The organism is Longispora urticae, from assembly GCF_053902585.1.
This window is the reverse complement of sequence record NZ_JAQZSH010000041.1, coordinates 1-25,391: the sequence shown is the minus strand read 5'-3', so window position 1 is coordinate 25,391 and position 25,391 is coordinate 1. Positions and strand designations below refer to the sequence as shown.

20 protein-coding genes are annotated in these 25,391 nt (G+C 74.0%); 7 read left to right on the top strand and 13 right to left on the bottom strand.

Annotation, left to right across the window (positions count from 1 at the left end; genetic code table 11):
• Positions 1-49 precede the first annotated feature (49 nt).
• Positions 50-1,225 carry a serine hydrolase domain-containing protein gene (locus PT931_RS27785; protein ID WP_456248660.1) on the top strand — a complete coding sequence of 392 codons (1,176 nt, stop codon included), beginning with the start codon at positions 50-52 and terminating at the stop codon, positions 1,223-1,225.
• A 50-nt stretch (positions 1,226-1,275) separates the two neighbouring features.
• On the opposite strand, the gene PT931_RS27780 is transcribed toward PT931_RS27785, so the two are convergent.
• On the bottom strand, positions 1,276-2,118 hold the full coding sequence (locus PT931_RS27780) for a hypothetical protein (protein WP_456248659.1): 843 nt from the start codon (positions 2,116-2,118) through the stop codon (positions 1,276-1,278).
• A gap of 187 nt (positions 2,119-2,305) precedes the next feature.
• Here PT931_RS27780 and PT931_RS27775 point away from each other — a divergent pair, with 187 nt between their 5' ends.
• From PT931_RS27775 to PT931_RS27765, 3 genes are all read left to right on the top strand, one after another.
• The gene (locus PT931_RS27775; RefSeq protein WP_456248658.1) at positions 2,306-3,397 is read left to right on the top strand and encodes a winged helix DNA-binding domain-containing protein; all 1,092 of its coding nucleotides are present in this window, start codon (positions 2,306-2,308) and stop codon (positions 3,395-3,397) included.
• 169 nt (positions 3,398-3,566) lie between these two features.
• Positions 3,567-7,790: an nSTAND1 domain-containing NTPase gene (locus PT931_RS27770; protein ID WP_456248657.1), complete on the top strand. Its 4,224-nt coding sequence runs from the start codon at positions 3,567-3,569 to the stop codon at positions 7,788-7,790.
• Entirely contained in the window at positions 7,787-11,914 is a 4,128-nt protein-coding gene (locus tag PT931_RS27765) for an nSTAND1 domain-containing NTPase (RefSeq protein ID WP_456248656.1), read from the top strand. The genes PT931_RS27770 and PT931_RS27765 overlap by 4 nt, the downstream gene beginning before the upstream one ends.
• Before the next feature lie 6 nt (positions 11,915-11,920).
• On the opposite strand, the gene PT931_RS27760 is transcribed toward PT931_RS27765, so the two are convergent.
• From PT931_RS27760 to PT931_RS27745, 4 genes are all read right to left on the bottom strand, one after another.
• A complete protein-coding gene (locus PT931_RS27760; RefSeq protein WP_456248655.1) occupies positions 11,921-13,495 on the bottom strand; it encodes an HD domain-containing phosphohydrolase in 1,575 nt (524 codons plus the stop codon).
• A 16-nt stretch (positions 13,496-13,511) separates the two neighbouring features.
• Positions 13,512-14,258: a hypothetical protein gene (locus tag PT931_RS27755; protein ID WP_456248654.1), complete on the bottom strand. Its 747-nt coding sequence runs from the start codon at positions 14,256-14,258 to the stop codon at positions 13,512-13,514.
• A 55-nt stretch (positions 14,259-14,313) separates the two neighbouring features.
• Positions 14,314-14,964 (bottom strand): YidC/Oxa1 family membrane protein insertase, encoded by a 651-nt coding sequence (locus PT931_RS27750; protein ID WP_456248653.1) that lies wholly within the window; start codon positions 14,962-14,964, stop codon positions 14,314-14,316.
• A gap of 228 nt (positions 14,965-15,192) precedes the next feature.
• On the bottom strand, positions 15,193-15,459 hold the full coding sequence (locus PT931_RS27745; protein WP_456248652.1) for a DUF6412 domain-containing protein: 267 nt from the start codon (positions 15,457-15,459) through the stop codon (positions 15,193-15,195).
• Positions 15,460-15,591: 132 nt separating this feature from the next.
• Between PT931_RS27745 and PT931_RS27740 the strand changes: the two genes are divergently transcribed.
• The gene (locus PT931_RS27740) at positions 15,592-16,896 is read left to right on the top strand and encodes a DUF2252 domain-containing protein (protein ID WP_456248651.1); all 1,305 of its coding nucleotides are present in this window, start codon (positions 15,592-15,594) and stop codon (positions 16,894-16,896) included.
• A 90-nt stretch (positions 16,897-16,986) separates the two neighbouring features.
• On the opposite strand, the gene arfB is transcribed toward PT931_RS27740, so the two are convergent.
• The 8 genes from arfB to PT931_RS27700 form a co-directional block, all read right to left on the bottom strand.
• On the bottom strand, positions 16,987-17,412 hold the full coding sequence (arfB, locus tag PT931_RS27735) for an alternative ribosome rescue aminoacyl-tRNA hydrolase ArfB (protein WP_363723829.1): 426 nt from the start codon (positions 17,410-17,412) through the stop codon (positions 16,987-16,989).
• 118 nt (positions 17,413-17,530) lie between these two features.
• Complete coding sequence (locus PT931_RS27730; RefSeq protein WP_456248650.1) at positions 17,531-17,854, bottom strand: hypothetical protein; 324 nt, start codon at positions 17,852-17,854, stop codon at positions 17,531-17,533.
• A gap of 8 nt (positions 17,855-17,862) precedes the next feature.
• On the bottom strand, positions 17,863-18,825 hold the full coding sequence (locus PT931_RS27725; RefSeq protein ID WP_456248649.1) for an SPFH domain-containing protein: 963 nt from the start codon (positions 18,823-18,825) through the stop codon (positions 17,863-17,865).
• A gap of 90 nt (positions 18,826-18,915) precedes the next feature.
• Positions 18,916-19,485, bottom strand: coding sequence for a copper resistance CopC family protein (locus PT931_RS27720; protein WP_456248648.1), 570 nt, complete (start codon positions 19,483-19,485; stop codon positions 18,916-18,918).
• Positions 19,486-19,563: 78 nt separating this feature from the next.
• Complete coding sequence (locus PT931_RS27715; protein WP_456248647.1) at positions 19,564-20,346, bottom strand: HAD-IIA family hydrolase; 783 nt, start codon at positions 20,344-20,346, stop codon at positions 19,564-19,566.
• 91 nt (positions 20,347-20,437) lie between these two features.
• Positions 20,438-20,758: a hypothetical protein gene (locus PT931_RS27710; RefSeq protein ID WP_456248646.1), complete on the bottom strand. Its 321-nt coding sequence runs from the start codon at positions 20,756-20,758 to the stop codon at positions 20,438-20,440.
• Positions 20,759-21,087: 329 nt separating this feature from the next.
• Positions 21,088-21,294, bottom strand: a complete 207-nt coding sequence (locus PT931_RS27705) for a DUF397 domain-containing protein (protein WP_363723839.1) — start codon at positions 21,292-21,294, stop codon at positions 21,088-21,090.
• A gap of 30 nt (positions 21,295-21,324) precedes the next feature.
• Positions 21,325-22,194, bottom strand: coding sequence for a helix-turn-helix domain-containing protein (locus PT931_RS27700; protein ID WP_456248645.1), 870 nt, complete (start codon positions 22,192-22,194; stop codon positions 21,325-21,327).
• Between the two features lie 117 nt (positions 22,195-22,311).
• On the opposite strand from PT931_RS27700, the gene PT931_RS27695 reads away from it, so the two are divergent.
• On the top strand, positions 22,312-23,013 hold the full coding sequence (locus tag PT931_RS27695) for a (2Fe-2S)-binding protein (RefSeq protein ID WP_456248644.1): 702 nt from the start codon (positions 22,312-22,314) through the stop codon (positions 23,011-23,013).
• Between the two features lie 157 nt (positions 23,014-23,170).
• The gene (gene lanM, locus PT931_RS27690; protein WP_456248643.1) at positions 23,171-25,384 is read left to right on the top strand and encodes a type 2 lanthipeptide synthetase LanM; all 2,214 of its coding nucleotides are present in this window, start codon (positions 23,171-23,173) and stop codon (positions 25,382-25,384) included.
• Positions 25,385-25,391 lie beyond the last annotated feature (7 nt).

Sequence of the window (25,391 nt, the reverse complement as noted above, 5' to 3'; positions counted from 1 at the left end):
GACGGGACAGTTCGGCGACGCACCCACGGGTGCCCCATGGAGGATTCCCATGTCTGTTCGTTCTCAGCGATCGTGGCGCGCGCGCCGCTCGTCCGGCCCGCGCAGGGGGCTCGCGCTGGTGGCGCTGGTGGCCGCCGCGGCGGCCGTGGTCGGCACGGTGCCCGGGTCCGCGCAGGCCCACGGCCAGGGCGATGTCGTGCGGCAGGGGCTGGACCGGCTGGTGGGCAAGGACAGGTACCCGGCGGCGCTGGCCAGCACCGTCGACCGGAACGGGCGGACCCGCGACTACGCCGCCGGGGTCGCGGACCTGCGTACCGGGAGGAAGGCGCCGGTCGACGGGCAGGTCCGGGCCGGCAGCAACACCAAGACGTTCACCGCCACCGTCGTGCTGCAGCTCGTCGGCGAGGGCCGGGTGGAGCTCGACGCGCCGATCGAGCGGTACCTGCCGGGTCTGGTCCGGGGCGAGGGCATCGACGGCCGGGACATCACGGTGCGCAACCTGCTCCAGCACACCAGCGGGCTGCCCAACTACACCGCATACATGATGGCCGAGCTGATCGACAGGTCCGGCCGGCACACCTACTACCAGCCCCGGGCCCTGGTCGACGTGGCCCTGGCGCACAGGGCGAGCTTCGAGCCGGGCAAGGGCGTGGAGTACAGCAACACCAACACGGTCCTCTCCGGTCTGATGGTCGAGAAGGTCACCGGCCGGCCGCTGGCCGAGCAGATCACCCAGCGGGTCATCGACCGCGTCGGCCTGCGCGACACCTACTTCCCGGGCGTCGGCGAGCAGGGCATCCGCAAGGCCCACCCCAGGGGTTACATCGAGGCGACGCCCGGGGCGCCGCTGGAGGACATCACCGAGCTGGACCCGTCCTGGGGCTGGGCCGCCGGGCAGCTGGTGTCCACCCCGGGCGACCTGACGAAGTTCTTCACCGCGCTGCTCGGCGGGAAGCTGCTCCAGCCGGCCCAGCTGGCCGAGATGCGCACCACGGTGGCGGGGCCCTGGCCGACGGGCGAACGGTTCGGGCTGGGGCTGATCAGTGTCCCGCTGAGCTGCGGTGGCGTGTCGTGGGGGCACGGCGGGGACATCCCCGGGTACAGCACGCGGGTCGGGGTCACCGAGGACGGGCGGGCCGTCTCGGTCGCGGTCACGTCGGTCGGGAGGCCCACCCCGGACGGGGATCCGGCGACGAAGGTGGTCGACGCGGTGCTGTGCCAGTGACCTGGCGGGGATAGAAACGGCCCGGCCCCTGGGAGGGGTCCGGGCCGCCGCTACCGGTACCGCGCCACGTAGGCCTCGGCCCGCGCCCACGGGAGCTCGAAGAACCGCTCCGGCAACCGGTGGCGGTGCTCGGCGCAGAACTCCTCGAGGCTGGACGTCACGGTCATGACCTCCGCCCGGTACGCCTCGTCCAGCTCCGTCTCCAGCGTCCATCCACAGTGGTCGAACGCCCAGCGCCCGTCGCTGACGTAGCAGTGGAACGGGTGGGCCTCGCCGGGGGCGCGCAGGGCCCGGATCCCGAAGCCGCTGTCGGGATGGGCCGCCAGGAACGCCCAGGCGAGGATGTGGCAGGCGCCGGCCGCGAAGAACGCCTGGTCGTCGCGGTGCCAGGACAGCGCCTGGTCCGCGCGCTGCGCGTCGGTGCGGCGGAACAGCCCCGCCGGCCGGTAGTTCGCCTGCCAGGTGTGCCGGCGGGTGTAGACCCGCCAGCCGTCGCAGGTCGGGGAGCAGGTGGCGCACGCGCCAGCCCGGTACAGGCTCTCCCGCAGCGGTTCGGGCGTGTTGGGGTGGTGCACGACGCGGTCCCGGATGACGAACCAGCGCCCGCCGTACCTGCGGTTCTCGTCCTCGGTCAGCCGTTCCAGGGCCGGGGCGGGGGTGCGCGGATGCAGCAGCGCGTTCCACTGCACGATCTCGTCGGGGTCCCGGGTCAGCAGGTCCAGCGCGTCGGGCGGGGTGTTGAGGTTCCGCGCCGCCCAGACCCGGACCGGGCGCACCTCGTCACGGGCCAGCGCCCGGAGCCGGTCCGCGGAGGTCGTGGTCGCCCTGGCCTCGACGACCCGGCCCAGGCCGGCCGTGCGCTCGGCGGGGGGACGGACGACGCGTTCGGACACGGCCGCCATCCTCACACGCCGGCCTCCGTTTCCTGGCATCCTGGGCCCCGCCGCCGAGAAGCGGTCACTTTCTGTCCGCTTCTCCTGGGATCGTCAGGAACGACACCGAGACGGGTACCACCCGAGGGAAGGAACGACAAACCACCGTGAGGAACCTTTCCCGCCCGGCGCGACCCGGGCCGCGCCGATGACCGTCCTCGGCCTCCGGGCGCTCAACCGCGCGACCCTCGCCCGACAGCTGCTGCTCGACCGCGCCGACCTGCCCGTCCTCGACGCCGTCGGGCACCTGTGCGGCCTGCAGGCCCAGGAGCCGCAGGAGCCGTTCGTCGGGCTGTGGTCCCGGCTGCGCGCGTTCGACCCGGCGGTGCTGTCGGGCCTGCTGACCGGCCGGGAGGTCGTGCGTACCCATCTCATGCGCCGCACCGTGCACCTGCTGGCGTCCGGCGACGTACTGGCCTGGCGGGCCCGGCACGACCCCATGCTGCGCCAGAAGGTGCTCGCGACCTACCGCACAGAGCTCACCGGCGTGGACCTCGACGAACTCGCGGCTGCCGGCCGGGCGGTGCTGGCCGACGACCAGCCCCGTTCGATGACGGAGCTCGCCCGGGCCGTGGCGGAGCGCTGGCCGGCGCCCGGGCCCCGGCCGCTGGGCGAGATGCTGGTCGCCGCGCTCCTCCCGATGGCCCAGCTGCCGCCGCGCGGGCTGTGGCGCACCCGCGCGGGGGTACGCAACCTGCCGCTGTCCTCCTGGCTGGGCCGCGAACCCGACCCGCCGGCCCCGGACGGCACCGACCCGGTCGGCGAGGCGCTGGTCCGGCGCTACCTGGCCGCGTTCGGCCCCGCCGCGACGGCCGACCTGCGCGCCTGGAGCGGCCTGGCCGGACTACCGGCGGCGGTGGCGGCGGTGCGCGGCGAGCTGGTCTCCTTCCGCGACGAGCGGGGCCGGGAACTGCTGGACCTCCCCGACGCGCCGCGCCCCGACCCGGACACCCCCGCCCCGGTGCGGTTCCTGCCGGCGTTCGACAACGCGATCCTCGGGTACGACGACCGCGACCGGATCATCGACCGCGAGCACCGGGGCCTGTCGGTCGCCGGCACCCGCGTCGTCCTGGTCGACGGCCGGGTCGCCGCCACCTGGACGGTCGAGGCCGGCACCGTGACGGTCACCCCGCTGGGGCGGTTCTCCCGGGCCGACCGGGCGGAGGTGGCCGAGCAGGGCCGGGAGCTGGCGTCGTTCCTCTCGGACGGCGGGGAGGACGGCGTGCGGATCACCGACTGACGGCCGGGGCGTGTTGGCCTCCCGACAGTTTCCCGCCCCGGACGATAGCCCCGCATACTGTGGTAGACAGGGCGCGGACGCGACCCGTAAGTCCTCTTTGGTGGTTCACCGCCCCCTGCGCGCCGTCAGGCCGACCAGTGGCGCCGGGGTTCCGGGATACGGAGGCGGTGTGGCTGTCGTCGAGGTCCTGGACGGTGCCGACGCACTCAGGGGATCGATCCTCTCGGTTCGGGACGGGGCCGGCAGAACCGTCGGCCTGGCCTTCCTGGTCACCGACACGCTGGCGTTCACCTGCGCCCACGTCGTCAACAGCGCGACGGGCACCCCGCGCGACGCGGACGCCACGGGAGTGTCCGTCGAGCTCGCGCCCGTCTTCGGCCCCGACGGCGGCGCCGTGGTGCGGGCCACTGTGGAGCACTGGTCGGCGGTGGGGGTCCCCCGGCACGCCGCGGACGACGTCGCCGTGCTGCGGCTGCACGACGCCGTGGCCGGAGGCACGCCGGTGCGGCTGGGGAACGCGCCGGCGGTCCAGGGGGAGCTGCCGGTCTGGGCGTTCGGGATTCCCGCGGGACGACCGCTGGGGGTCTGGCACGCGGGGACGCTGCGGGGCGTGGTCGCCTCCGGCTGGCTCCAGATCAACCAGGGTGCCGATCCGGGCTACCGGGTCGAGCGCGGCTTCAGCGGCGGGCCGGTCTGGGACGAGGCGCGACAGGCGGTGATCGGCATGATCGCCGAGGCGGACCTGGGGAAGGTCAGCGCGGCCTACGCGATTCCCTCGGCGCACCTCCTCGCCGCGGTGCCCGAGCTGCGGCAGCCGTCGCCGTACCCCGGCCTCGCCCCGTACCCGGAGACGATGCGCGCGGCGTTCCTCGGCCGGGAGGCGGAGACCCGCGCCGTGGTCGACCTGCTGGACGGCGAGCGGTGGGTCACCGTCGCCGGGCCGTCCGGCTCCGGGAAGTCGTCGCTGATCCTGGCGGGGGTGGTGCCGTGGCTCCGGGAGTCCGGAGCCGACGTGGTCGTGCTGCGCCCCGGCGACGGCCGGCCGCCGGTGGTGGACAGTGCGGGGTCGCACCGGACGGTGGTCGTCGTCGACCAGCTCGAGGAACTCTTCGAACTGCCCGGGGAGGTACGGGACGAGTTCGCCCGGGCGCTGTTCGGCGACGGACTGCCGTCGCGGGTCCGCGTGCTGTCGACGTTGCGGCACGACTTCCTCGGCCAGGCCCTCGCGCACCCGCTCCTGCGGCGCGCCGTGCGGGGCGGACGGCTGTACCTGCTGGGCCCGCTCCAGGGCGAGGGGTTGCGTGCCGTGGTGACCCGGGCGGGCACGTCGGAGCCGCCCCGCTACGAGGACGGCCTGGTCGACCGGATCGTCGCCGACGCCCAGGCGAGCCCCGCGCCCATGCCGCTGCTGAGCCACACCCTCGCGGCCATCTGGGACGGAGCACCGGGGAGCCGCCTGACGCACCGCGCCTACGACGACGCGGGCGGGGTCGGCGGAGCGCTCGACCGGGCGGCCGGGCACTGGCTCGACCAGGTGCCGGTGGGGCTCGCCGAGGAGCACCTGCCGCACCTGCTCGCCAAGTTGGTCCGCATCCCGTCGCCCACGGCCGAACCGACCCGCCGGGCCGTCAGCGCCGCCGAGCTCACCGAGCCGGAACGGCACCTCGCCCGGCGGTTGACCACGGCGGGCGTGCTGGTGTCCGGGGGCCCGCTCGACACCCCGGCGGAGGCGGTCGGCGGGAGTGACGTGCTCGTGGAACTCGCCCACGACGCCCTGTTCGGCGCGTGGGGCAGCCTCCGCGCGTTCGTCGCCGGGAACCGGTCGTTCCTGCTGTGGTCGGAGAACCTGCGGCACGACGCGCAGCGCTGGGCCGAGCGCGGTCAGGGGCGGGCCGAGCTCCTGCCCAGCGACGCCGAACTCGCTGTCGCCACCCGGTGGGAGCGGGAGCGCGGCGACGGCCTGATGACGGTGCAGCGCGACTACCTGGCCGCCGGCCGGGCGCGGCGGGCGGCCCGCCGTAGGCGTCGGCGCCTGGTGCTCGCGGGCACGGCGATCGTGACGGTGCTGCTGCTCGCCCTGGTCACCGTGGTCGTCGCGTCCCGGGCCAGCTCGGCGGAACAACGGAGACTGACAGCGTCGCGGGTGCTGGCCGAGAGCTCGGCGGAGGTCGAGCGGGCGGACCCGGCCCTCGGGATCCTGGCGTCCGTAGCGGCCTGGCGGACGGCCCCGACGGACGAGGCACGCGACCAGCTGCTGGCGCTGTACGTCAGGTACCGGCCGTACGCGCGGGTGCTCCCGGCGGGGCTGGGCACTCCGGGAGGGATGGCGCACAGCGCGGACGGCGACGTGGTGGCGGTCGTCAGCCAGTCGGCGCGGCTGACGGTACACGTCAATGTGCTCTCCGGGACGATCAGGTTCGCGCATCTCACGGATCAGAGGCGCATCAAGGTCGCCGACGTGTCGGCGGACGGATCCCGGATCGTCGCGTTCCGCGAGGACGGCACCGCGTTCTGGTTCGATGTCCGCCGCGACGCGCCCGACCTGCGCGGGCCGGTGCACGACCTGCAGGACGCCAAGGAGCGGGTCCCCACCCCCGCCGACACGTCCAGGTACAACGGGTGGCACCACCTGCAACGGCCGGTGATCTCCCCGGACGGCCGGTTCGCGGTGGCCCGGGTGTGGGACCGGTTCGTCCGGTGGGACCTGCGGAGCGGTCGGATCATCGGCGACGCACCCGCGTCCTACGACACCATGTGGGACCTCTGGCCCGGCGGCACCGACGCGGCGACGGTCCTCGTGCCGGTGGTGACGGAACCGGCGGCACTCCGGCAGGCCGTCTTCGAGGTGGACCTCGGAACGGGAGCCAGCCGGGTCGTCGCCCGCGGTGGCGACGAGTGGCTGCTGTCCGGCGACCGCACCACGCTGGTCCGCTGCCAGAAGGGCACGTCCAGGGTGGAGTACTCGAGGTTCCGGGTGGCCGACGGCGTCGAGCGCGGCACCCCCTTCGGGTACGACTCGTCCGTGTGCCTGATGGGGGGAACCGACCGTACCGGCCAGCTGCTGGTCACCAACGCGAACATCGGCCTGAGCGACGGACTGGCGACCATCGACCTGGAGAAGGGGGTGACGGCCGCGCGGTTCCCGGTGCCGAAGGGGTGGATCGGCGCTGCGGGCGAGGACGTCCTCGCCGAGCGGGGCGGGCGTTTCTACCAGCTCGGGAGACCTTCGGGGGACGTGCCTGTGGGTTACATCGAGGTCGCGACATCGGACGACGGCGCCGGCAGGTCCGCCGACCAGGTGCTGCTCGGCGACGGCACCCGGACCGTCAGCATCTCCGACCGGGCCGCATCCGCTGCCAGGTCGGCCGACCACAGGCTCCAGCTGCGCTCCGAGGAGTTTCCCGGCCGGGTGGTCGCGGAGGCCGAGGTCCGGGTACCCGGGTGGGAGCTGGGCGTGGCGGACGGCATCCGGGTCGATCCGCGGGGCGAGCTGGTCGCGGACCGGGAGGGACCGACCGTGGTCGCCGTCCGTGACTCCGCGACGCTGCGCACACGGGCGACGGTCGAGGCGGTCCCCGCACCGGCGGGCGATCCACCGGACGAACGCGTCGCCGTCCGGGACCTGGCGGGGAACTCCGGCGGGACCGCCGGCTACCGCCGGAGCGGGTTCACGTACTTCTTCGACGCCACCGGGGACCTGGTGACCGTCTCCCACGACGTCGTGCAGTACTGGCGCGCCCAGACCGGTGCGGAGGTCGCCCGGTTCGACCTGTCGGCGTCGCGCCCCGCCGGCGCGGCGGACCTGTTGGCGAGTGTCGCGCCGACGGCGTCGCCGGGGCGGATCGCGGTGACGTACCCGGGTTTCGCGGGGACCCGGGTGCTCGACATCGCCGCCGGCAGGATCGTGGCCGACCTGCCGACCGGTCCGCAGACGGCGTCGGTGCAGTTCGACCCCGCCGGGAAGCATGTCGTGGTGCGGCACTACGACGGGACGGTCGAGGTCCGCCGATCCGGGTCGTGGGACCTGGTCCTGGGACCGCTCCAGGTCGGCAGGGACGCCGAGTACGTCGCACGCTTCCCCACCGGCGGGCGGTTCCTGCTGGCGGCGGACAACGGGGTCCGGACCTACGACCTCGGCCCGGGTACCCAGATCGGGTCGTTCCGGTTCGGCGGCCAGAAACCCGGGCGCACGCTCGACGTGTCGGGCGGCGGCGAACGCGTCCTGCACGAACGTTCCGACGGCCAGACGCTGGTCGTCCCGCTCCGACCGGACCAGTGGCGGCGGACGTTGTGCGCCGTGATCGGACACCGGGTCATCACCGCCGCCGAGCTGGCCTACCTGGCGAAGGGCACGACCGGCACCGGCGGCACCTGCGGACAGGGGGACGCATGACGGCGACCGGGGACACCGCCCACCTGCTGCGCGTGGTCGGCGACGCCGGGCGGACGGCCGGCCCCGCCTTCCTGGTGACGGAGACCCTCGCCGTGACGGCGTCGGCCACCACCGGGACCGCGTCCAGGGTCACCGTGGAGACGGTCCCCGGCGGTCCGGGCCAGCAGGTCGAGGCCGTCGTCGTGGCGGGCGCCGAGTCCGGGGTCGTGCTGCTGGAACTCGTCGGGCGCCTCCCCGGCACGAGCCCGGCCCGGCTCACGTGGACGCGTCCGGCGTGGGGTCGGCCCGTCGAGGCCCTGGGGTTCCCGGACCGGATCGACACGGGCGCCTGGGTCGGGGCGACGCTCCGGGCCGCCGACTCCTCCGGCCGGGTCCAGCTCGACCCGGAGCCCGGCGGCTACGGGTTCGGCGGCGGACTCGTCGGCGCGGCGGTCCGGGACGCCACCGGCGGCGTGCTCGGGATGATCGGTGACGCGGCCGGAACCCTGATCCCGACCCGCGCCCTGCTCAGCGCGGTGGCGAGGCTCGCCGGGCGCCCCGAACTCGCGAGACCGCGCTCGCCGTTCCGCGGGCTCGCGGCCTACGGCGAGTCGGACGGTGCGGAGTTCCACGCGCGCGGCCGGGAGTCCGCGGCGGTCGTCGAGCTGCTCCGGAACCACCGGTGGGTCAGCGTCGTCGGGGACTCCGGGTCGGGAAAGTCGTCCCTGATCCGCGCCGGGGTCATCCCGGTGCTCCGGGCCCGGGGGTACGCGGTCACGGTGATCGAGGGCTCCGCGCGCCGCGCACACGGCGACGGTGACCTGCTCGAACGCGTCCTCCGGGAGCTCGCGTCCCCGGGTGACCGGCGGCTGGTCGTCCTCGACCAGGTGGAGGAGATCCTGGCGGCCCCGGACGGCGGGGAGCTGCTGGGTCGCGTCGCGGCGGTCGACCTCCCGTCCACCGTGCGCGTCGTGCTGGCGATGCGGCCCGATGCCCTGGGGACGTTGCTCGGCGACCGGCGTTACGCGCGTCTCACGAGCTCCGAGAGCCTCTACACCCTGAGCCCGCTGGATGTCGCGGGACTGCGGACCGTGCTCGACGCGGCGGGGCGGGCCGTCCCGGTCGGGTACGAGGACGGGTTGGTCGACCTGGTCGTCCGCGATGTGGCGTCGGCGTCCACACCGATGCCGATGCTCGGCTACCTGATGGAGCGGCTCTGGGAGCACTGCTGGGACGCGTCCGCGCCGGCGGAGGCACCGTTCGTGCTGACGAAGGCGGCCTACCACTCGCTCGGCGGCGTGGCGGGGGCGATCGGCCGACGGGCGGAGCGGGTGTGGGCGGGACTCGACGACGGGGAACGGGCGCACGGTCGCAGGCTGTTGCGCCGGCTCGTGGACGTCCCGGACACCGACGCCGCCCCGGTGCGCCGGACGGTGGCGCGGTCCGACACGGATCCCGCGCAGTGGCGGGTGGCCCAGCTGCTCGCCACCGAGCGGCTGCTCGGCATCGGCGGCGGGGCGGGGCGGGAGGTCGTCGAGGTCGTCCACGAGGTGCTCCTGCGGGAGTGGGGCCGGTACGCGCGATGGATCGACGACGACCGCGCGTTCCTGCTCTGGCGCGCGGGCCTGACCCGCGACGTGGCGCGCTGGGAGAAACACGGGCGCGACGACGCCCTGCTGCCCGGCGACGCGACGATCGGGGAGGCCGACGTCTGGGAACGGTTCGCCGGGGGCGATCTCGACGACGCGGAGCGCGGGTTCCTGGACGCCGGGCGCGCGGCCCGGCACCGGCGCGCCCGGGCCCGGCGGTGGCGCCAGGTCGGCGTCGCCGTCGTCACGGTCGCCGCGGTGGTGCTCGCGACGCTCGGCGGTTTCGAGTTCGTCCAGGCGCGGGAGAACAGGGCGATCGCGGACTCGCACGCCCTCGTCCGGGCGGCGCAGGGCCTGGAGGTCGCCGACCCGTCGCTCGCCGTCATGACGGCGCTCGCCGCGTACCGGGTCGCGCCGACCCGGGAGTCCCGCAACCAGCTCATGCGCATGTACGGGACGTTCGACGAGGCCGACCGCCTCGTGTCGGCGAAGTCCGAAGGGACCCAGCGGGCCTACAGCCGCGACGGTGACGTCGTCCTCGAGTGGTCGAGCCGCACCATGGAGGTGCTCACCGGCGTGTTGTCCGGCCCGCTCACGAGACACCGGGTCCCGTTGACCGGGTCGGTCCGGCACGCCCAGCTCGCCGCCGACGGCCGTCGCGTGATCGTGTTCCGGAGCGACGGGAGCGGGGTCTGGTTCGATGTCGCCCCGGAGCGCGGGGCGGCGGTCGGGCCGGTTCGGGACCTGCCGGATCCCGCCGTTCCCCGGACCCGGCCGGAGGACGGGGAGGCGCTCACGTTCTTCGGTGGGCCGACGAGCATGGAGAGCCTCTGGGGCTGGAGTGTCAACGTCGAGCCGGCGATCTCGGCCGACGGCCGGCACGTCGCCGCCCGGGTGTGGGGACGGATCGTCGTCTGGGACCTGGCACAGGGGGCCGGCGGCGCGGTCACGCACCGGGTCCGCGCCCTCGACCGGATGCGCTGGGACCTCTGGTTCGGGGCGGATCCGGGGACGCTGATCGCCCGCGTGGACGATGCCAAGACGGGCGGCGACACCCGGCTCGTGTCGGTCGACGTGGAGACCGGCGCCGCGCGGGACGTCACCCCGCTCGTCACCGGAGTGGCGGTGTCCGGTGATCGCAGCACGGTGGTGACCTGCCGGGTGCAGGACGGTCGCGCGGTGATCGAACGCTACCGCGCCGCCGACGGGACCCGTGCTCCCGCGCCGTACGTCCTGGACGCGAAGGCGACGTGCCCTTCGAGTCTGCTGGTCGATGCCCCGGCCCGTCTGCTGTACCTCCGGCCCGCGCTGATCGACCTCGAACGGCGCGAGGTGCTCGCCCGCCCGGGGGTCTCCGTGGCCGGCGAGTTCCTCATCGAGCACGACGGCACGCTGTACGGGACCGCGACGATCGGGGACGCCGTGGCCTACGTGGAGGTGCCGCGGGAGGGCGACGACCACCAGGCCGCCCTGTGGTCGACGATCTCCGGGGACGGTACCCGGATCTACACCGTCCTCGGGGACGGCCGGCTGTCGGTCCGGTCGCTCGCCGCCGGGACGTACGGCGACCAGCTGGCGGTCACCGGACGGCTGGTGCCGCACTGGAAGTTCGAGGGCGCCGACCACCTCGAGTTCGACGCCACGGGTACGCGGCTGCTCGAACGCGCGGGCCCCGACGTCCTGGCCGTGCGGGACGCCAGGACCCTGGAGCTGTTGACGACGATCCGGGCCGAGACACCGCGGACCGGGGAACCGCCGTCGAGCCTGTTCGACCCCGCCGGGGCCGGTCCGTCGATCATCGCCCCCGGGACCTCGGACTTCACCTACTTCTTCGACGGCCACGACGTCGTGACGGTGTCCGACACGACCCTCCAGCGCTGGGACGCCACCACCGGCGGGGAGCTCGCCCGGCTGGACATCGCGCGGTACCGGCCGGCGGCCGGCAAGGACGACGTGCGCGCGGGCAGGTCGCCACGGCCCGGGACGGTCGCCGTCACCGCCGTCGGGTACCCGGACGTGTCGCTCGTCGACGTCGGGTCGGGCGAGGTGGTCGGGACGATCCCCAGTTCCCCGGACACGATCGCCGTGCAGTTCGACGACAGCGGCCGCTACATGGCGTTGCTGCTCAGCGGCTCGATCCTCGAACTGTGGCGGCTGGACCCGCTCCGGAAGGAGGTCGGTCCGCTGCCGAGCATCTCCGAGAGTACCCGGGTGCCGTTCGTGGCGGGGTTCGCCGGGAGCGACGGTACGTTCGTGCTCGGGACCCGGAACACGGTGAGCGTGTACGGGATCGAGGCCGGCGGACTCGTGGACTCCTACTACTTCGGACACCCGACCGCGGACGAGGGCGTCGGCGCGTTCATGCAGGTGACGAGGAGCCTGAGTCACGTGATCCGGATACGCCCCGACGGCACCGGCGGACCGTTGTCCCTGGACCCCGCGGTGTGGCGGAAGCAACTCTGCGAGATCCTCGGCGGCCGGGACTTCACCGACGAGGAGATCGCCACGCTCCCGGGTGGCCTGCGGCGCGGCCAGATCTGCGTCGGCGGCCGGTGACGGCGGCTAGGAACCGCCTGGCGGCCGGCTCCCGTCCGGCGCCGCCACGAGCCCCCGCCGCAGCGCGTACAGGCTGGCCCCGACCCGGTTCGTGGCGCCGATCTTGGCGTAGGTCCGTTCGACGTGGTTGCGGACGGTCTTCTCGCTGAGGACGAGCCGGGCCGCGATCTCCCGGTTGGACAGTCCCCGGGCGACGAGCCCGAGGATCTCGGCCTCCCGGGGCGTCAGGGTGTCGTCCCGCCGCACCCTCGCCCCGCTGTGCCCGGCCGCACCGAGGACCGCTTCGACGCACTCGCCGTCGAGCACCCCCCGGTCGGCCCGCTTCTTCAGCCGCGCGGCGGCGTCCACGGCGGACAACGCCGCGCGGTAGGGCCGCGGTTCGAGTGCCGACCGGTACGCGACGGCGGCCGCCAGGAGCCGTTCGGGGCGCCCGAGCGCGGTGCCGGCCAGTCCGAGCGGGTAGCCCGTGCCGTCCACGTGCTCATGGTGGGCGCGCGCGATGGCGGCGACCCTGGCGAGCCCCGGGATCCGGGTCAGTACCCGGTCGGTGAGGTACGGGTGCAGCCTGACCCGTTCCCACTCGGCGCCGGTGAGCTCGCCGGGCTTGGACCACACCTGGTGGGACACGCCGAGCCGGCCCGCGTCGTGCAGGTGGCCGGCCCGGCGCACCGCGACCCGCTCGCCGTCGGGAAGTCCGAGGTGGGTGGCCGCCGCGTGGGCCAGGTCCGCCACGGCGCGGGAGTGGCCGACGGTGAAGGGGCATGTGAGGTCCACGAAGTCGCCGACCGCGATCAGGAGTCCGTCCAGGCCCTGGTCGTCCAGTCTCGTCCCGGCGTCCGGGGCGAGGGAGAGCGCCAGGTCCCAGGGGTCCTCGTCGGGGGCCGGGAAGAGCGGCTCCGGGTCCGTGGTGAACGCGTCGACGACGTCGGGGTCGAAGTGGCCGCCCCGGCGGCTGCGGGCCATCGCGACGGCGCCGGCGACGCCGTACATCCGGTGGTGCACCTCGGCGACGTCGGCGAGCTGGGCGACGCGCATCTCGATCGGGATCGCGTTCCCCGAGGCGCCCGCGGGCAGGCCGGCACCGTCGTACCTCTCGAAGGTGTGCGCGAGTGCCCGCACGACCTCCTCGCCGAGGCCGATGTGTCCGGCCAGCGCCGCCGCGGACGTGCAGTGCGAGTGGATCATCGCGCCGAGCTGGCCCCGGGCGTCCCGGAACAACGAGGCCATCGTCTTGACCCGCTGCGCCACCGGCTCGCCCCGGGCGACGTTGCCGAGCAGGAAACGCAGGTAGGGCGCCCCTGTCCAGTCGACGAGGTAGGCGTCGCGCCGGACCGCGATGTCGTCCCCGAACCAGCGGGCGTACTCCTGGGAGTCCGCGTGGCAGCCGATCCACATGACGAGCGACGCGTGGTAGACGGTCGCCCGCTGTCCGGGGCCGAGTCCCAGCCGGTCCGCGAGCCGGCACGCGAGGACGGCGGAGCGGAGCATGTGCTCGGCGGGCTGACCGAGTCCGAGGTCGATCGCGACCGACAACCCGGCCAGCACCTCGACGCGGCGCGGCAGCGGAGAGTTGTCAGCCATATCGTGATTGTGCCGTTCAGTCGCGGGGTGCGGACAGCACTTGCGGCCGGGACCCCGCTCCGGTTCCCGGGGCCGGCGGCGCGAACCGGGCGTGTCCGGCGAAGAAGACGCCCCGCTGGGGCATCCAGAAGTCGCCCAGCCGGGTCTGCTCCGCGAGCGGCGCCGGTTCGCCCAGGTCGTGCCCCCGGAGTGCCGCCCCGCCCGCGACCCGCCAGATCGACAACGGGGCGGCCTGGAACCCGTGGCCGTTCGGCGTGCTCCCCCGCAGCCGCACCCGCCCGGAGCGCAACATGGCCCGGGCCATCGGGCCCATCGACGCGAGGACCGCGGCGCTGGTCCACGCGGCCGCGGGCATCGCGCCGCCCATCGCGGTCATCATCCGGGTCGCGGGGGTCGCCGCGAGCTGGACCCGCCAGGTCAGCACACCCGCGAGGACCACGGTGAACGCGAAGTCGCCGTCCCAGGAGACGTCGATGGCCGCCACCCGCTCCACGTCCGTGGCCGCGCCGAAGTAGCGCGGACAGGACAGCTCGGGCGCCGCCGTGGTGCGGATCGTCCACCGGCCGGCCGGGTCCCGGTGCCAGAGCGCCCGGTACGCCGGCCCGACCGAGCTGGCCACCATGTCCCGCAGAGCCAGGTAGTGGCCCGAGGCGAACGGCATCCCCATGATCCCGTAGCCCGTGAATCTCTCGTCGTCGCCGTCGGGCAGGCGCCGACCGGCGGCCAGCGCCTCGACGGCCTGCCTCGGAGTTGTTCTGGTCATGGCTCAACAGTGGCCCCGGCGCACGGCTCACCGCATGGGGCGGATGCCTCAACCGTCAGCCCCAGAGGTGCCGGAGCACCACGGTCTGGGCGACGGTCCAGGCCGTGGTGGTGACCAGGTACAGGCTCGCGGCCAGGGGGAGGAACAGGGCCGTCACGACGGACGCGTACGGCAGCACCCGGGACAGGACGCCGGCCACCCCGGCCGGTCGGGGCCCCGCCGGGCGCAGCACGCGCGAGGAGGCGTACCCGATCGCGGCCAGCAGCGCGAGCAGCGTGCCGAAGACGAGCAGCTCGTGGCCGGTGGCGGCGGTGAGGTGCGTGCCGAGCGGTACCCCGAACAGGGTCCGGTCCAGGAGGGTGTTGACGTGCCCGCCGACGCTCGGGGACACGAACAGCTGGTAGAGGCCCATGAACACCGGGATCTGGACGAGCATCGGCAGGCAGCCGCGCAGCAGACCGCCACCCTCGGCCCGGGCCAGGGCGGCGACGGCGTCGCGGTCCTCGCGCACCTCCGCGAGCCGGGCCAGGACGGTGGTGCGGCGCAGGTCGGCACGGTGCTGGGCGAAGGCGACGGGCAGCAGGCAGAGCCGGACGGCGAGGGTGCCGAGGACGATCGCGGCGGCCGTCGCGGCGGTGCCGAAGGGCGTGGCGACCCAGGCCGCGAGGGTACTGATCAGCTCGAACGCGAGGCTGGACGGGGACATGACGGTTCCTCCCGGGGAAACGACAGGACTGAGGACGGGGCCAGGGAAACCCGACCCGCGGGACACACAAAAGATCAACAGACTTCGACGGGTACGCCGGCGGCGCGGGACCACCCGGTCCGTGCGCGGGGTGCCGCGTCCAGGACGCCGTCCACGCGGCGCGCGGGGTGTTGCCCCGGCCCTGGGCGGATCGGCATCGCGTGTCGGAAGGGCCCGGGTGGTGGGACGTCAGGCGGTGGCGGGGGCCCTGGGCCGCGGCCGGCCGGCCGTGCCGGGGTCGCCCTGCCGGAGGAACGTCGCGCGCCGGGCCCGGTGCCGCAGCGCGCCGCCGGAGACCGAGGGGGAGGCGGGCGCGGCCGTGAACCGGGCCGTGAGGAGTGCCACGCAGAGGGCGGCGACGGTCAGCGCGACCGTGGAGGCCAGCCCGAACTGCCCGCCGACGAGCGCCTCGGCCAGCAGCACGAGGCCGAGCGACGGGAGCAGGGAACGCGGCACGCCGACAAGTGTACCCATCGGCCGCACTGCGCTTTTTGTCCGTTTCTTCACTCTCCATTGTCGGGGGTCCGTCACCGGCGACCTGGCGAAACAGGGGTACCGTGCAGCGTGGTGAACACCGGGGAGGGTGACATGACGCAGGATCGCGCCGCGCGGATCGTGGACGTGCTGACCGCCGAGTTCGGCACGCTGATGGCGGCGGACCCGACCGCGTTCCGGCGCAAGTTCCGCAAGATGGCCGCGTCGCCGTTCGCGTTCTACCGGGGCACCGCCTGCCTGTTGTACGCGGACCTGGCCACCGACGACCCGTCCGCGAAGTTCCTCGACGAGCAGACCAGCCGGGTGTGGATCCACGGCGACCTGCACGCGGAGAACTTCGGCTCCTACATGAACGCCAACGGCGTGCTCGTGTTCAACGTCAACGACTTCGACGAGGCGTACGTCGGCCCGTTCTCCTGGGACGTGCTGCGGTTCTCGGCGAGCGTGGCCCTGATCGGGTACGCGAAGGCGCTGTCCGACGACGTGATCAGCCGCCTGGTGACCGCCTACGCGCGCAGCTACCTGACCGAGCTGCGCGCCCTGGCCGCCGGCGGGGACGACGCGATCGGTTCCCTGACCCTGGACAACACCGAGGGCCCCCTCCGCGAGGTGCTGCAACGCGCGCGCCTCAACACCCGGGTCGCGCTCCTCGACGAGCAGACCACGATCGTCGACTACGAGCGCCGGTTCTCGATGCGCGACGGGGTGTACGAGGTCGACGCGCCCACCCGCGCCCGGGTCGAGGCGGCGTTCACCGCGTACCTGGCCACGTTGCCGCCCGCGCGGCTGGAGCGGCCGACGGAGTACCGCGTCAAGGACATCGTGCTGCGCAAGGGCGTGGGCATCGGGTCCGCCGGGCTGCCGTCGTACAACCTGCTGCTGGAGGGCCGCACCCAGGCCCTGGAGAACGACGTCGTCATCTACATGAAGCAGGGCCAGGTGCCCGCCGTCAGCCGGGTGATCGACGACGCCCGGGTCCGGGGGTACTTCGCCGACCAGGGGCACCGCACCGCCGAGTCCCAGCGGGCCCTCCAGGCGTACGCGGACCAGTGGCTCGGGCACACCGTGCTCGACGGGGTCGGCCAGCTCGTCGCCGAGGTGTCCCCGTACGCGGCGGACCTCGACTGGTCGGAGATCAGCGAGCCGGAGGACCTGGAGCAGGTCGTCACGTACCTGGGCCGGGCCACCGCGCGGATGCACTCCGTCGCCGACGACGAGTCGAGCCACGACCTGGTGGACTTCTCGACGGAGGAGGCGATCGTGGCGCGGGTGGACGAGGACCCGGAGGGGTTCGTGACGATGCTGGTGGACTTCGCGCACGCGTACGGGGACCGGGCGCGTACCGATCACCAGATCTTCGTGGACCTGTTCCGCAACGGCCTGTTCCCGGGGATCTGACCCGGCCCCGTTTCCGCCGCGTCCACTCCTCGCGGAGCGCGGAGCGTGTCTCGTGCGGGGGTCTCCTGACGTGGCGCGAGCCGGCGTGCCCTACTCCCCCTTGTCGCGCCGCCCCTTCTTGATGTCGGCGCGCGCCTTCTTGTTCCGCAGCCGCGCCTGGACCGCCCCGCGCGGGATCCGGGTCGGCCGCCGGGGCGCGGCGGGCGGCGCGAGGGCGTCGGCCAACAGGTTGACGAGCCGGGCCTCGGCCGCGCGCCGGTTCTGGAGCTGGGAACGCTGCTCGGAGGCGACGATGACCAGCACCCCGTCGAGGAGCCGGTCGCCGAGCCGGTCGAGGGCGCGGGCCTTGAGGTACTCGGGGATCGCCGTCGAGTTGACCAGGTCGAACCGCAGCTCGGCCTTGGAGTCGGCGGTGTTCACCGACTGGCCGCCGGGGCCGCCGGACCTGCTGAACTTCCATTGGAGTTCGGCGCGGGGCAGCGCCACCGTGCCCGTCACCCGCAGTCGATCATCCACGCGAGCATGATGCCACAGGGTGACGGGCGACCCGGACCGAGTTTCGTTCCCGGCCCGGGTCGGCCCGGCCTGCCGGATCGACGGGGATGACCAGCTCGGCCTCGCGTCCCGGCTCCCGCTATTCCGGTGCGGGCCCCGGCTCCGAGTCGGTTTCCGACTCCGGAACCGAGCCACCTCCCGACGCCGGGCCACCTCCCGACTCCGGCCGCGCCCCGGTTCGCGCGGCCTGGGCAGGGTCCGTGACCCCGGCTCCGGGCGGCCTCCCCCGCCGCGGCAGCCCCCCGACGTTGCCGGGCAACCTTCCCGCCTCGGCCAGCGCCCGCCGCAGCACGAACTCGATCTGCGCCGTCGTGCTGCGCAGCTCGTCCCCGGCCCACCGGGCCAGCGCGTCGTGCACGGCGGGGTCCAGCCGGAGCAGGATCTTCTTGCGTTCGGTCGGCACGGCGTTCCTCAGTGGTAGAGCGAGCCCGCGTTGACGACCGGCTGGGTCGAACGGTCGCCGCACAGCACGACGAGAAGGTTACCGACCATCGCGGCCTTGCGTTCCTCGTCCAGCTCCACGACGTTGTTCTCGGCGAGCCGGTCGAGGGCCATCTCCACCATGCCGACGGCGCCCTCCACGATCCGCTGCCGGGCGGCGACCACGGCGCTGGCCTGCTGGCGCTGGAGCATGGCGTGGGCGATCTCCGGCGCGTAGGCCAGCCGGGTGATCCGGGACTCGATGACCCGGACCCCGGCGGAGGCGACCCGAACCCCGATCTCGGTGGACAGTTTGAGGGTGATCTCGTCGGCGTTGTCGCGCAGGGACATGTTGGCGCTGTCGTGCGCGTCGTACGGGTAGTTGTTGGCGATGTGCCGGACCGCCGTCTCGCTCTGGATCGCGACGAACTCCAGGAAGTCGTCGACCTCGAACACGGCCTTCGCGGTGTCCTCGACGTGCCAGACGACCACGGCGGCGATCTCGATCGGGTTGCCGTCGGCGTCGTTGACCTTGGCGACCTCGGTCTCCAGGTTGCGGATCCGGGTGGAGATCCGCCGCCGCTGGGTGAACGGGTTCACCCAGCGCAGGCCGTCGGCCCGGATCGTGCCGGTGTAGCGGCCGAGGAACTGCACGACCCGGGCCTCGCCGGGCGCGACCGGGGTCAGCCCGAGGCCGGTGACGACCGAGGCCAGCGCGATCACGAGGCCGAGGATGCCGAGCGGGAGGTTGACGGCGTCAGCGCCCCGGTCGGAGGCGACGGCCGTGAACACGACGAACAGGGCGCCGCCGCCGAGCACGCCGAGCACGCAGCCGGCGAGCACCGGCAGCCCGGACATGCCGTGGGCGATCCGTTCCCTGACCTGGGGGGTGGGCATCTCGACGGAGGGCGGGTCGAGGGCCATCGAGGGCCTCCTTCGCTCGTAGTGGAGCACCAATCTATCATAGTGATATCACATTTTTGAACAGCGAAAACCCGGACCACACCCGCTGACGGGTACGCGGATCCGGGTCGCCCCGAACAGTCAGCTCGCCGACGAGCGGCGGCGCCCCAGGGCCAGCCCGCCGCCGAGTACGGCGAGGATCGCCAGCGCCCCCACGACGTACGCCCACACCGGGATGCCGCCGTCCTCCTTCTCCGGGGTCGCGTTGGCCGGCCCGACGACCGGCGTGGTCGGCGCGGGCGCGCTGGTCACCGGCGCGGCGGTGGTCGGCGCGGCGGTCGGCAGGTTGCCCGCCGTCGCGGTGAAGGCGAACGTCTCGCTCACCGGGTGCCCGTCCTCCCCCGTGATCTTGTACGTCACGGAGTACTTCCCGGCGGCGCCCGGCTTCAGCTTCGCCGTGGCGGTGGGGCCGGCGACGGTCACCGGGTCACTCGCGGGCGCGCCGTCCGGGCCGGTCACGACGACCGAGGTGCTGGCCGCGTCCAGGTCCTCCATGAACGTCAGGGTCACGCTCTCCGGAGGGGTGGCGACGGTGGCGTTGGCCGCCGGGTTGCTGGTCCTGAGGGTGTTGTGCGCGGCGGCGGGGCCGGCGAGGACCCCGACACCGGCGAGCGTTGCGACGGCGATCACGGCGGCACGACGAAGCCACACGGGGGTTTCTCCTCTGGTACCAAGGGAAGGGTTTCCGGGTCTATAGTCGCCCGCCGCCCCGCCCTGGTTCCCGGCGGACTACTTGACGTAGCTCACGAGGTCCGCGACGGAGTCGACGACCTTGGACGGCCGGTACGGGAACCGCTCGATCTCGTCGGGCTGGGTGACCCCGGTGAGCACCAGGAACGTGCGCAGCCCGGCCTCGATGCCGCACAGCACGTCGGTATCCATCCGGTCGCCGATCATGGCCGTGGACTCCGAGTGCGCCTCGATCTTGTTCAGCGCCTCGCGCATCATGAGCGGGTTGGGCTTGCCGACGAAGTACGGGTCGACGCCGGTCGCCTTGGTGATCAGGGCCGCGACCGAACCGCAGGCCGGCAGCGCGCCCTCGGGGGCCGGGCCGGTGACGTCCGGGTTGGTGGCGATGAACCGGGAGCCGTCGTTGATCAGGCGGATCGCGCGGGTGATGGCCTCGAACGAGTAGTTGCGGGTCTCGCCGAGCACCACGTAGTCGGGTTCGGTCTCGGTGAGCACGTAGCCGGCCTCGTGCAGGGCGGTGGTCAGCCCGGCCTCCCCGATCACGTACGCCGACCCGTTGGGCCGCTGGGCGTCGAGGAACTGGGCCGTGGCCAGCGCGGACGTCCAGATCGACTCCTCGGGCAGGTCGATGCCCGTGGACAGCAGCTTGGCCCGCAGGTCGCGCGGCGTGTAGATGCTGTTGTTGGTGAGGACCAGGAAGCGGCGGCCGGACTCGCGCAGCGCCCCGATGAACAGGTCCGCCCCGGGGACCATGTTGCCCTCGCGGATCAGGACGCCGTCCATGTCCGTCATCCAGGTCTCGATCGGCTTGCGCTCCGTCATGACGATCATGCTAGTCGCCGGACGGGTCCGGGGGCACGATGTCGCCCGTCAGGTGGGACGGTCGCGACGCAGGTCACGTCGGCGGGGCCGGTCAGCCCCTCGGCACGATGTCCACGCCCCGGTGCTCGGCGTGCACGACGATCGCCCGGTACAGGTCGGCGAAGACCTGGGGGTGGCACTGTTCGGGCACGCCCTCGATCAGCTCCGGGGCGTGCCGGCGGGCGTCGGTGAGCACCATGAGTTCCAGCACGCTGGCGACCGTCCCGCCGGGACAGCAGCCGGCCGCGCAGTGGTACACCCGGGTCAGGGTGCCGGGGCGGATGTCGGCCTCCATGGTCCGGGCGCAGCCGCCGCAGAACACCAGGCCGCGCAGGCTCCACATGTCGGTCAGGGCCGAGGCCGTCGTGGTCACGACTCCCCTCCCGTCGTCCGGAGGGACGCGGCCGGCGCGCTGGGGGGAGCCGCCGGCCGCGTCCGACCCCGGGCCCGGTGGGCGGTCACGGGAGGTGGGGACGACAGCTTCTCCTCGGGGGTACGCCTGTCCGCCCGACTGCAGATGATCACGGAGATCCTCCTGGCTGCATGTCCCACTGGATGCTTCTGCGTTTTGGAACTGTTCCCAGCCTGCAACGCGAGGGTCCAAGGTCACAAGTAGCATCGCCGGGGCCACGCTCAGCGATCATCGAAAATGGCACACAGGGCCGGCACCGTGGCGGTGCCGGCCCTGTGGACAGTCGGGGATCAGACGGCGTCCGGGGCGAACGCGCCACTCTGGACGCGCCCGAGGAAGCTGACCCACTCGTCGGCGGTGAACTCGAGGATCGGACCGGACCGGTCCTTGGTATCCCGCAACCCCACGGCGCCGTCGTGGCCGAACGCCACCTCGACGCAGTCCGGGGTCGCGCTACCGCTCTTGGTCGACTTCCGCCAGTTGTCGTAGTTGCCCATTGCGCCCACGCGCCTTCCTGCTCCGGCGACTCACGCGCCGGCCTTCGCGAGACCGGCGATGTGCGCCGCGCTTCTCGATGGGGACAGTGCCCCCTCGATGAGCCGCTCAAACAGTTGGGCGTAGGGGGCCACCTCGTCAGCATCCCCTGACACGACGTCCGCCGTCAGGTTATCCGCTAACAGGACAACCGGGTCATTCGGGTCGGAAAAGGAAAACAGGTTGTATGGTCCGCGCGGGACGTACACGGAGATCACATCGATCTCGATCGGCAGTACCCTGATCGTGACCTGCGGGTGTTCGCACATCCGGGCCAGGTGCGCGAGCTGCCCGGCCATGATGGCCGGCGGGACGGCCAGCCGGCGCAGCGACTGCTCCTCCAGGATCACGTCCAGGGTGGGGCCGCCGGGGCGGAACACCTCCTGCTGCCGGCGGAGCCGCCCGTGCGCGGTGGCCACCGGGTCGAACGCGTGCCCGTCGGTCGCGGCCATGGTGTCGTTGCGGGCCCGGATGAAGCCCTCGGTCTGCAGGACGCCGGGGACGGCCGCAGGCTCGTACATCCGGATCGAGGTCGCGCCGGCCTCCAGATCGGCCCACAACGCCTGGCGGGGGCCCATCCCGGTGAACGCGGGGCGCTCCCACCAGCCGCGCTCCGCGCCGTCCCGGGCGACCGTGACCAGGTCCATCCACCGGTCGGAGCCCGCCTCGACGCCGAGCGCCTCGAGCACCTTCATCACGTCGCCGATGTCGGGTTTGCGGGCACTGGTCTCCAGGCGGGAGATCTTCAGCCGGGAACCGCCGACGATGAGCCGGGCGAGGGCCTCGGAGGTGAGGCCGGCGGCCTTGCGCAGTTCGCGGATCTCGGTGGCCAGCCGCAGTCTGCGGACGTAGGGACTGGGCACGTTCCCGGCTCCGTTCTCTGGTTCGGAACTGTTCCGAAGTGGAACTCGACACGCCCCGCGAGCATACGCCGCCCGGCGTGTCGCGTCGACAACCGCGCGCCGTGCGAGGATCAGCCGGTGACTCCCCCGGCCCCGGACCGCGCGCGTGCGGGCGCGTCCGCCGTGGTGGCCGCCCTGGCCAGGGCCGGCCGGCACAACGCGTACTTCCTGGTGGAGACCATCGACGACGACGGCGCCGACGACTGGCGGCCGGTCACCGGACTGTTCGGCGCGGGGCTCGACGACCTGCTCGCCGCCGTCGCCGCCCGGCTCGGGCACGACGAGCCCCGGGTGGCCGCCTCGATCGCCTTCCAGGGGTACGCGGCCAAGATCTGGTCACCCGTTCTCGCGGCGGTGACGGAGTCCGGGGTGCTGCCGGACCTGGCCCCGGAGGCGCTGCGCTGGCGGTACCGGGCGGGCGAGCCCGTGGGCCTGCTGCTCGGCCCGGCGACCGGCTGGCACACCACGGACCCCGTCGACGTGTACGAGCTGGCCGTCGAGCGGCACCTGGGCCCCCTGCTGGCGGCCGTGCGCGCCCGGGTGAGCGTGTCCGAGCGGCTGCTGTGGGGCAACGTGGCCGCCGCGCTGGCCGGCGCGGGCCGGGTACTCGGGCCGGGGTCGGCCCCGCTCCGTTCGGCGCTCCTCGGCCTGGGCCGGCTGGCCGGGACCGTCGACGAAGGTACCGGCCTGCGCCGGACCTGTTGCCTGTTCTACCGGATCCCGGGCGGCGGCACCTGCGGCGACTGTGTCCTGCGCGGCCGCCGGACCGGACCGGGGTGACCGTGGCCGACCGGCGGCCCGAGGGCCGGAAACGTCACCCTACGGGTCACCGGCGACAACGGTCGGTGGGATCGGTGGCCGCTGATCCCGGGCGGCGCAAAAATGCGGGGGCGTGTCCCCCATGCCCCCGTCAGGGCCCCAGTGGCAGGATCTGGGCGTGACTCCCAACTGGTGGGCCCGTGGCCTGACGCTGGCCGAGCGGCTCGCCCTGCCCGGGACGCCGGCCACCGCCGGCCCCGACCGCCGCCGCTTCGACCTGTGGCGGCGGGACCACCCGACCGGGCCCGACTTCACCGCCCGGCTCGCGGCCCTGGGGCTGGACGAGGACGGCCTGGCCGCGCTGCTCGACGAGGACTCCGACGCACTGGCGGACCGGGCCGAGCGTCCACACTGGGCGGACCTCGTCGAGGAGATCCTGTCGACCCTCCCGGAGACGGCAGCCCGACCGCCCCTCGGGGCGGCGGACGGCGGGCCCGCGTTGTCGTGGGCCGACGGGTTCGGGACCGTGGTCGCGCCGTTCACCCGGTGGGCGTCCGCCCGGCTGACCGCCGACCCGGCACTGGTGGCGGCGTTCGAGGTGCGGCTCGGGCGGGCCCTGATCAAGCTGGCCGCGCGCTGCCTGGTCCTCGAACTCAACGTCGCCCGGGTCTCCGGCCGGCTCGCCGCCGACACCCCGGCGGGACGGTTCGCGGAGTTCGTCGGGCGGGCGGCGGGACGCGAGGGCCTGGCGACCCTGCTCGAGGAGTACCCGGTGCTGGCCCGGCTGCTGGTCGGCGAGGCGACGAACGCGGCGGACGCGTACACCGAGCTCCTCGAACGCTGGGCCGGCGACCGCGACCGGGTCGTGGCCGAGCTCCTCGGCGGCGTCGACCCCGGGCCGCTCGCCGGGATCGAGCTGAGCGCCGGGGACGGGCACGAGGGCGGCCGCAGCGTCGCGATCCTGCGGTTCGCCAGCGGCGCGCGGGTCGTCTACAAGCCCCGGCCGATGGCCGTGCACCGGCACTACACCGAGGTCGTGCGCTGGCTCAACGCGCTGCTGCCCGAGCCGGGTCTGCGGCCGGTGCCGGTGGTCGAGGGCCGGGGGTACGGCTGGTCGGAGTTCGTACCCGCCGAACCGTGCCGCACCCCGGAAGACCTGGACCTGTTCTACCGCCGTCAGGGCGTCCTGCTCGCCCTGCTCTACGCCCTGGACGGCACCGACATCCACTACGAGAACCTGATCGCGCACGGCGCGCACCCGGTACTCATCGACGTGGAGACCCTGTTCCACCCGGCCCTCAAGCAGGACTCCGACAGCGACCACGACCCGGCGGCCCAGGCGCTCTACTCCTCGGTGCACCGGGTCGCGCTCCTGCCCCGGATCTACGTCACCGACGCCGGGGTGCTCGACATCTCCGGCCTCGGCGGCGACCGGGGCGCGGTGTCGCCGTTCGACTCGGTGGACTGGGACGCCGCCGGCACCGACGAGATGCGGCTGACCCGCCGGCCCCGGGTCTTCCGGGGCTCGCACAACCGGCCCACCCTGCACGGCCTGGACGCGGTGCCCGAGGAGTTCACCGGGGCGCTGCTCGCCGGCTTCCGCGCCGGGTACGACACGATCGTCACGCACCGCGAGGACCTGCTGGCCCGCAACGGCCTGCTCCGCCGGTTCGCCGGGGCCGAGGTGCGGGTGCTGGCCCGGACCACCCGGTGGTACGTGCGGATCCTCGACGAGAGCACCCACCCCGACGTCATGCGCGACGCGCTCGACCGCGACCGGCTGTTCGACCAGCTGTGGATCACCGGCTCCCCCGACCCGGTCCGCCGCGCGCTGCTCCCGCACGAGACCGCCGACCTGTGGGCCGGCGACGTACCCCTGTTCAGCGCGCGCCCGGCCGCCACCGAGCTGTGGCACGGCCCCGGCCGGCCGGTCGGCGGCCTGCCCGAGACCAGCCTCGACCGGGTGATCCGCAAGCTGCGCTCCCTGGACCGGATGGACCGCTACGACCAGGAATGGATCATCGAGGCGGCGATGCTGACCCGGGGCGCGCGCCCCGAACACGCCGTGGGCCCGGCGACCCTGGACCAGGCGCCGTCGGCCACCCCGGACCCCGACCGGCTGCTCGCCGCCGCGCGCCGGGTCGCCGACCAGCTGGTGGGGACGGCGTACCAGGGGGACGGCCGGACGAACTGGCTCGGCCTGGAGCCGCTCGACGGGCTGCACTGGGAGATCCAGCCGCTCGGCGCGGGCCTGGCCAGCGGGTACTGCGGCCCCGCCCTGTTCCTCGCCGAACTCGCCACCCTGACCCGCACCGAGCGGTACGCCGAACTCGCCCGGCAGGCCGTCCGCCCGCTGCCGGCGATCCTCGGCGCGCTGGTGGTCGCGTGGTAGCCCCGGG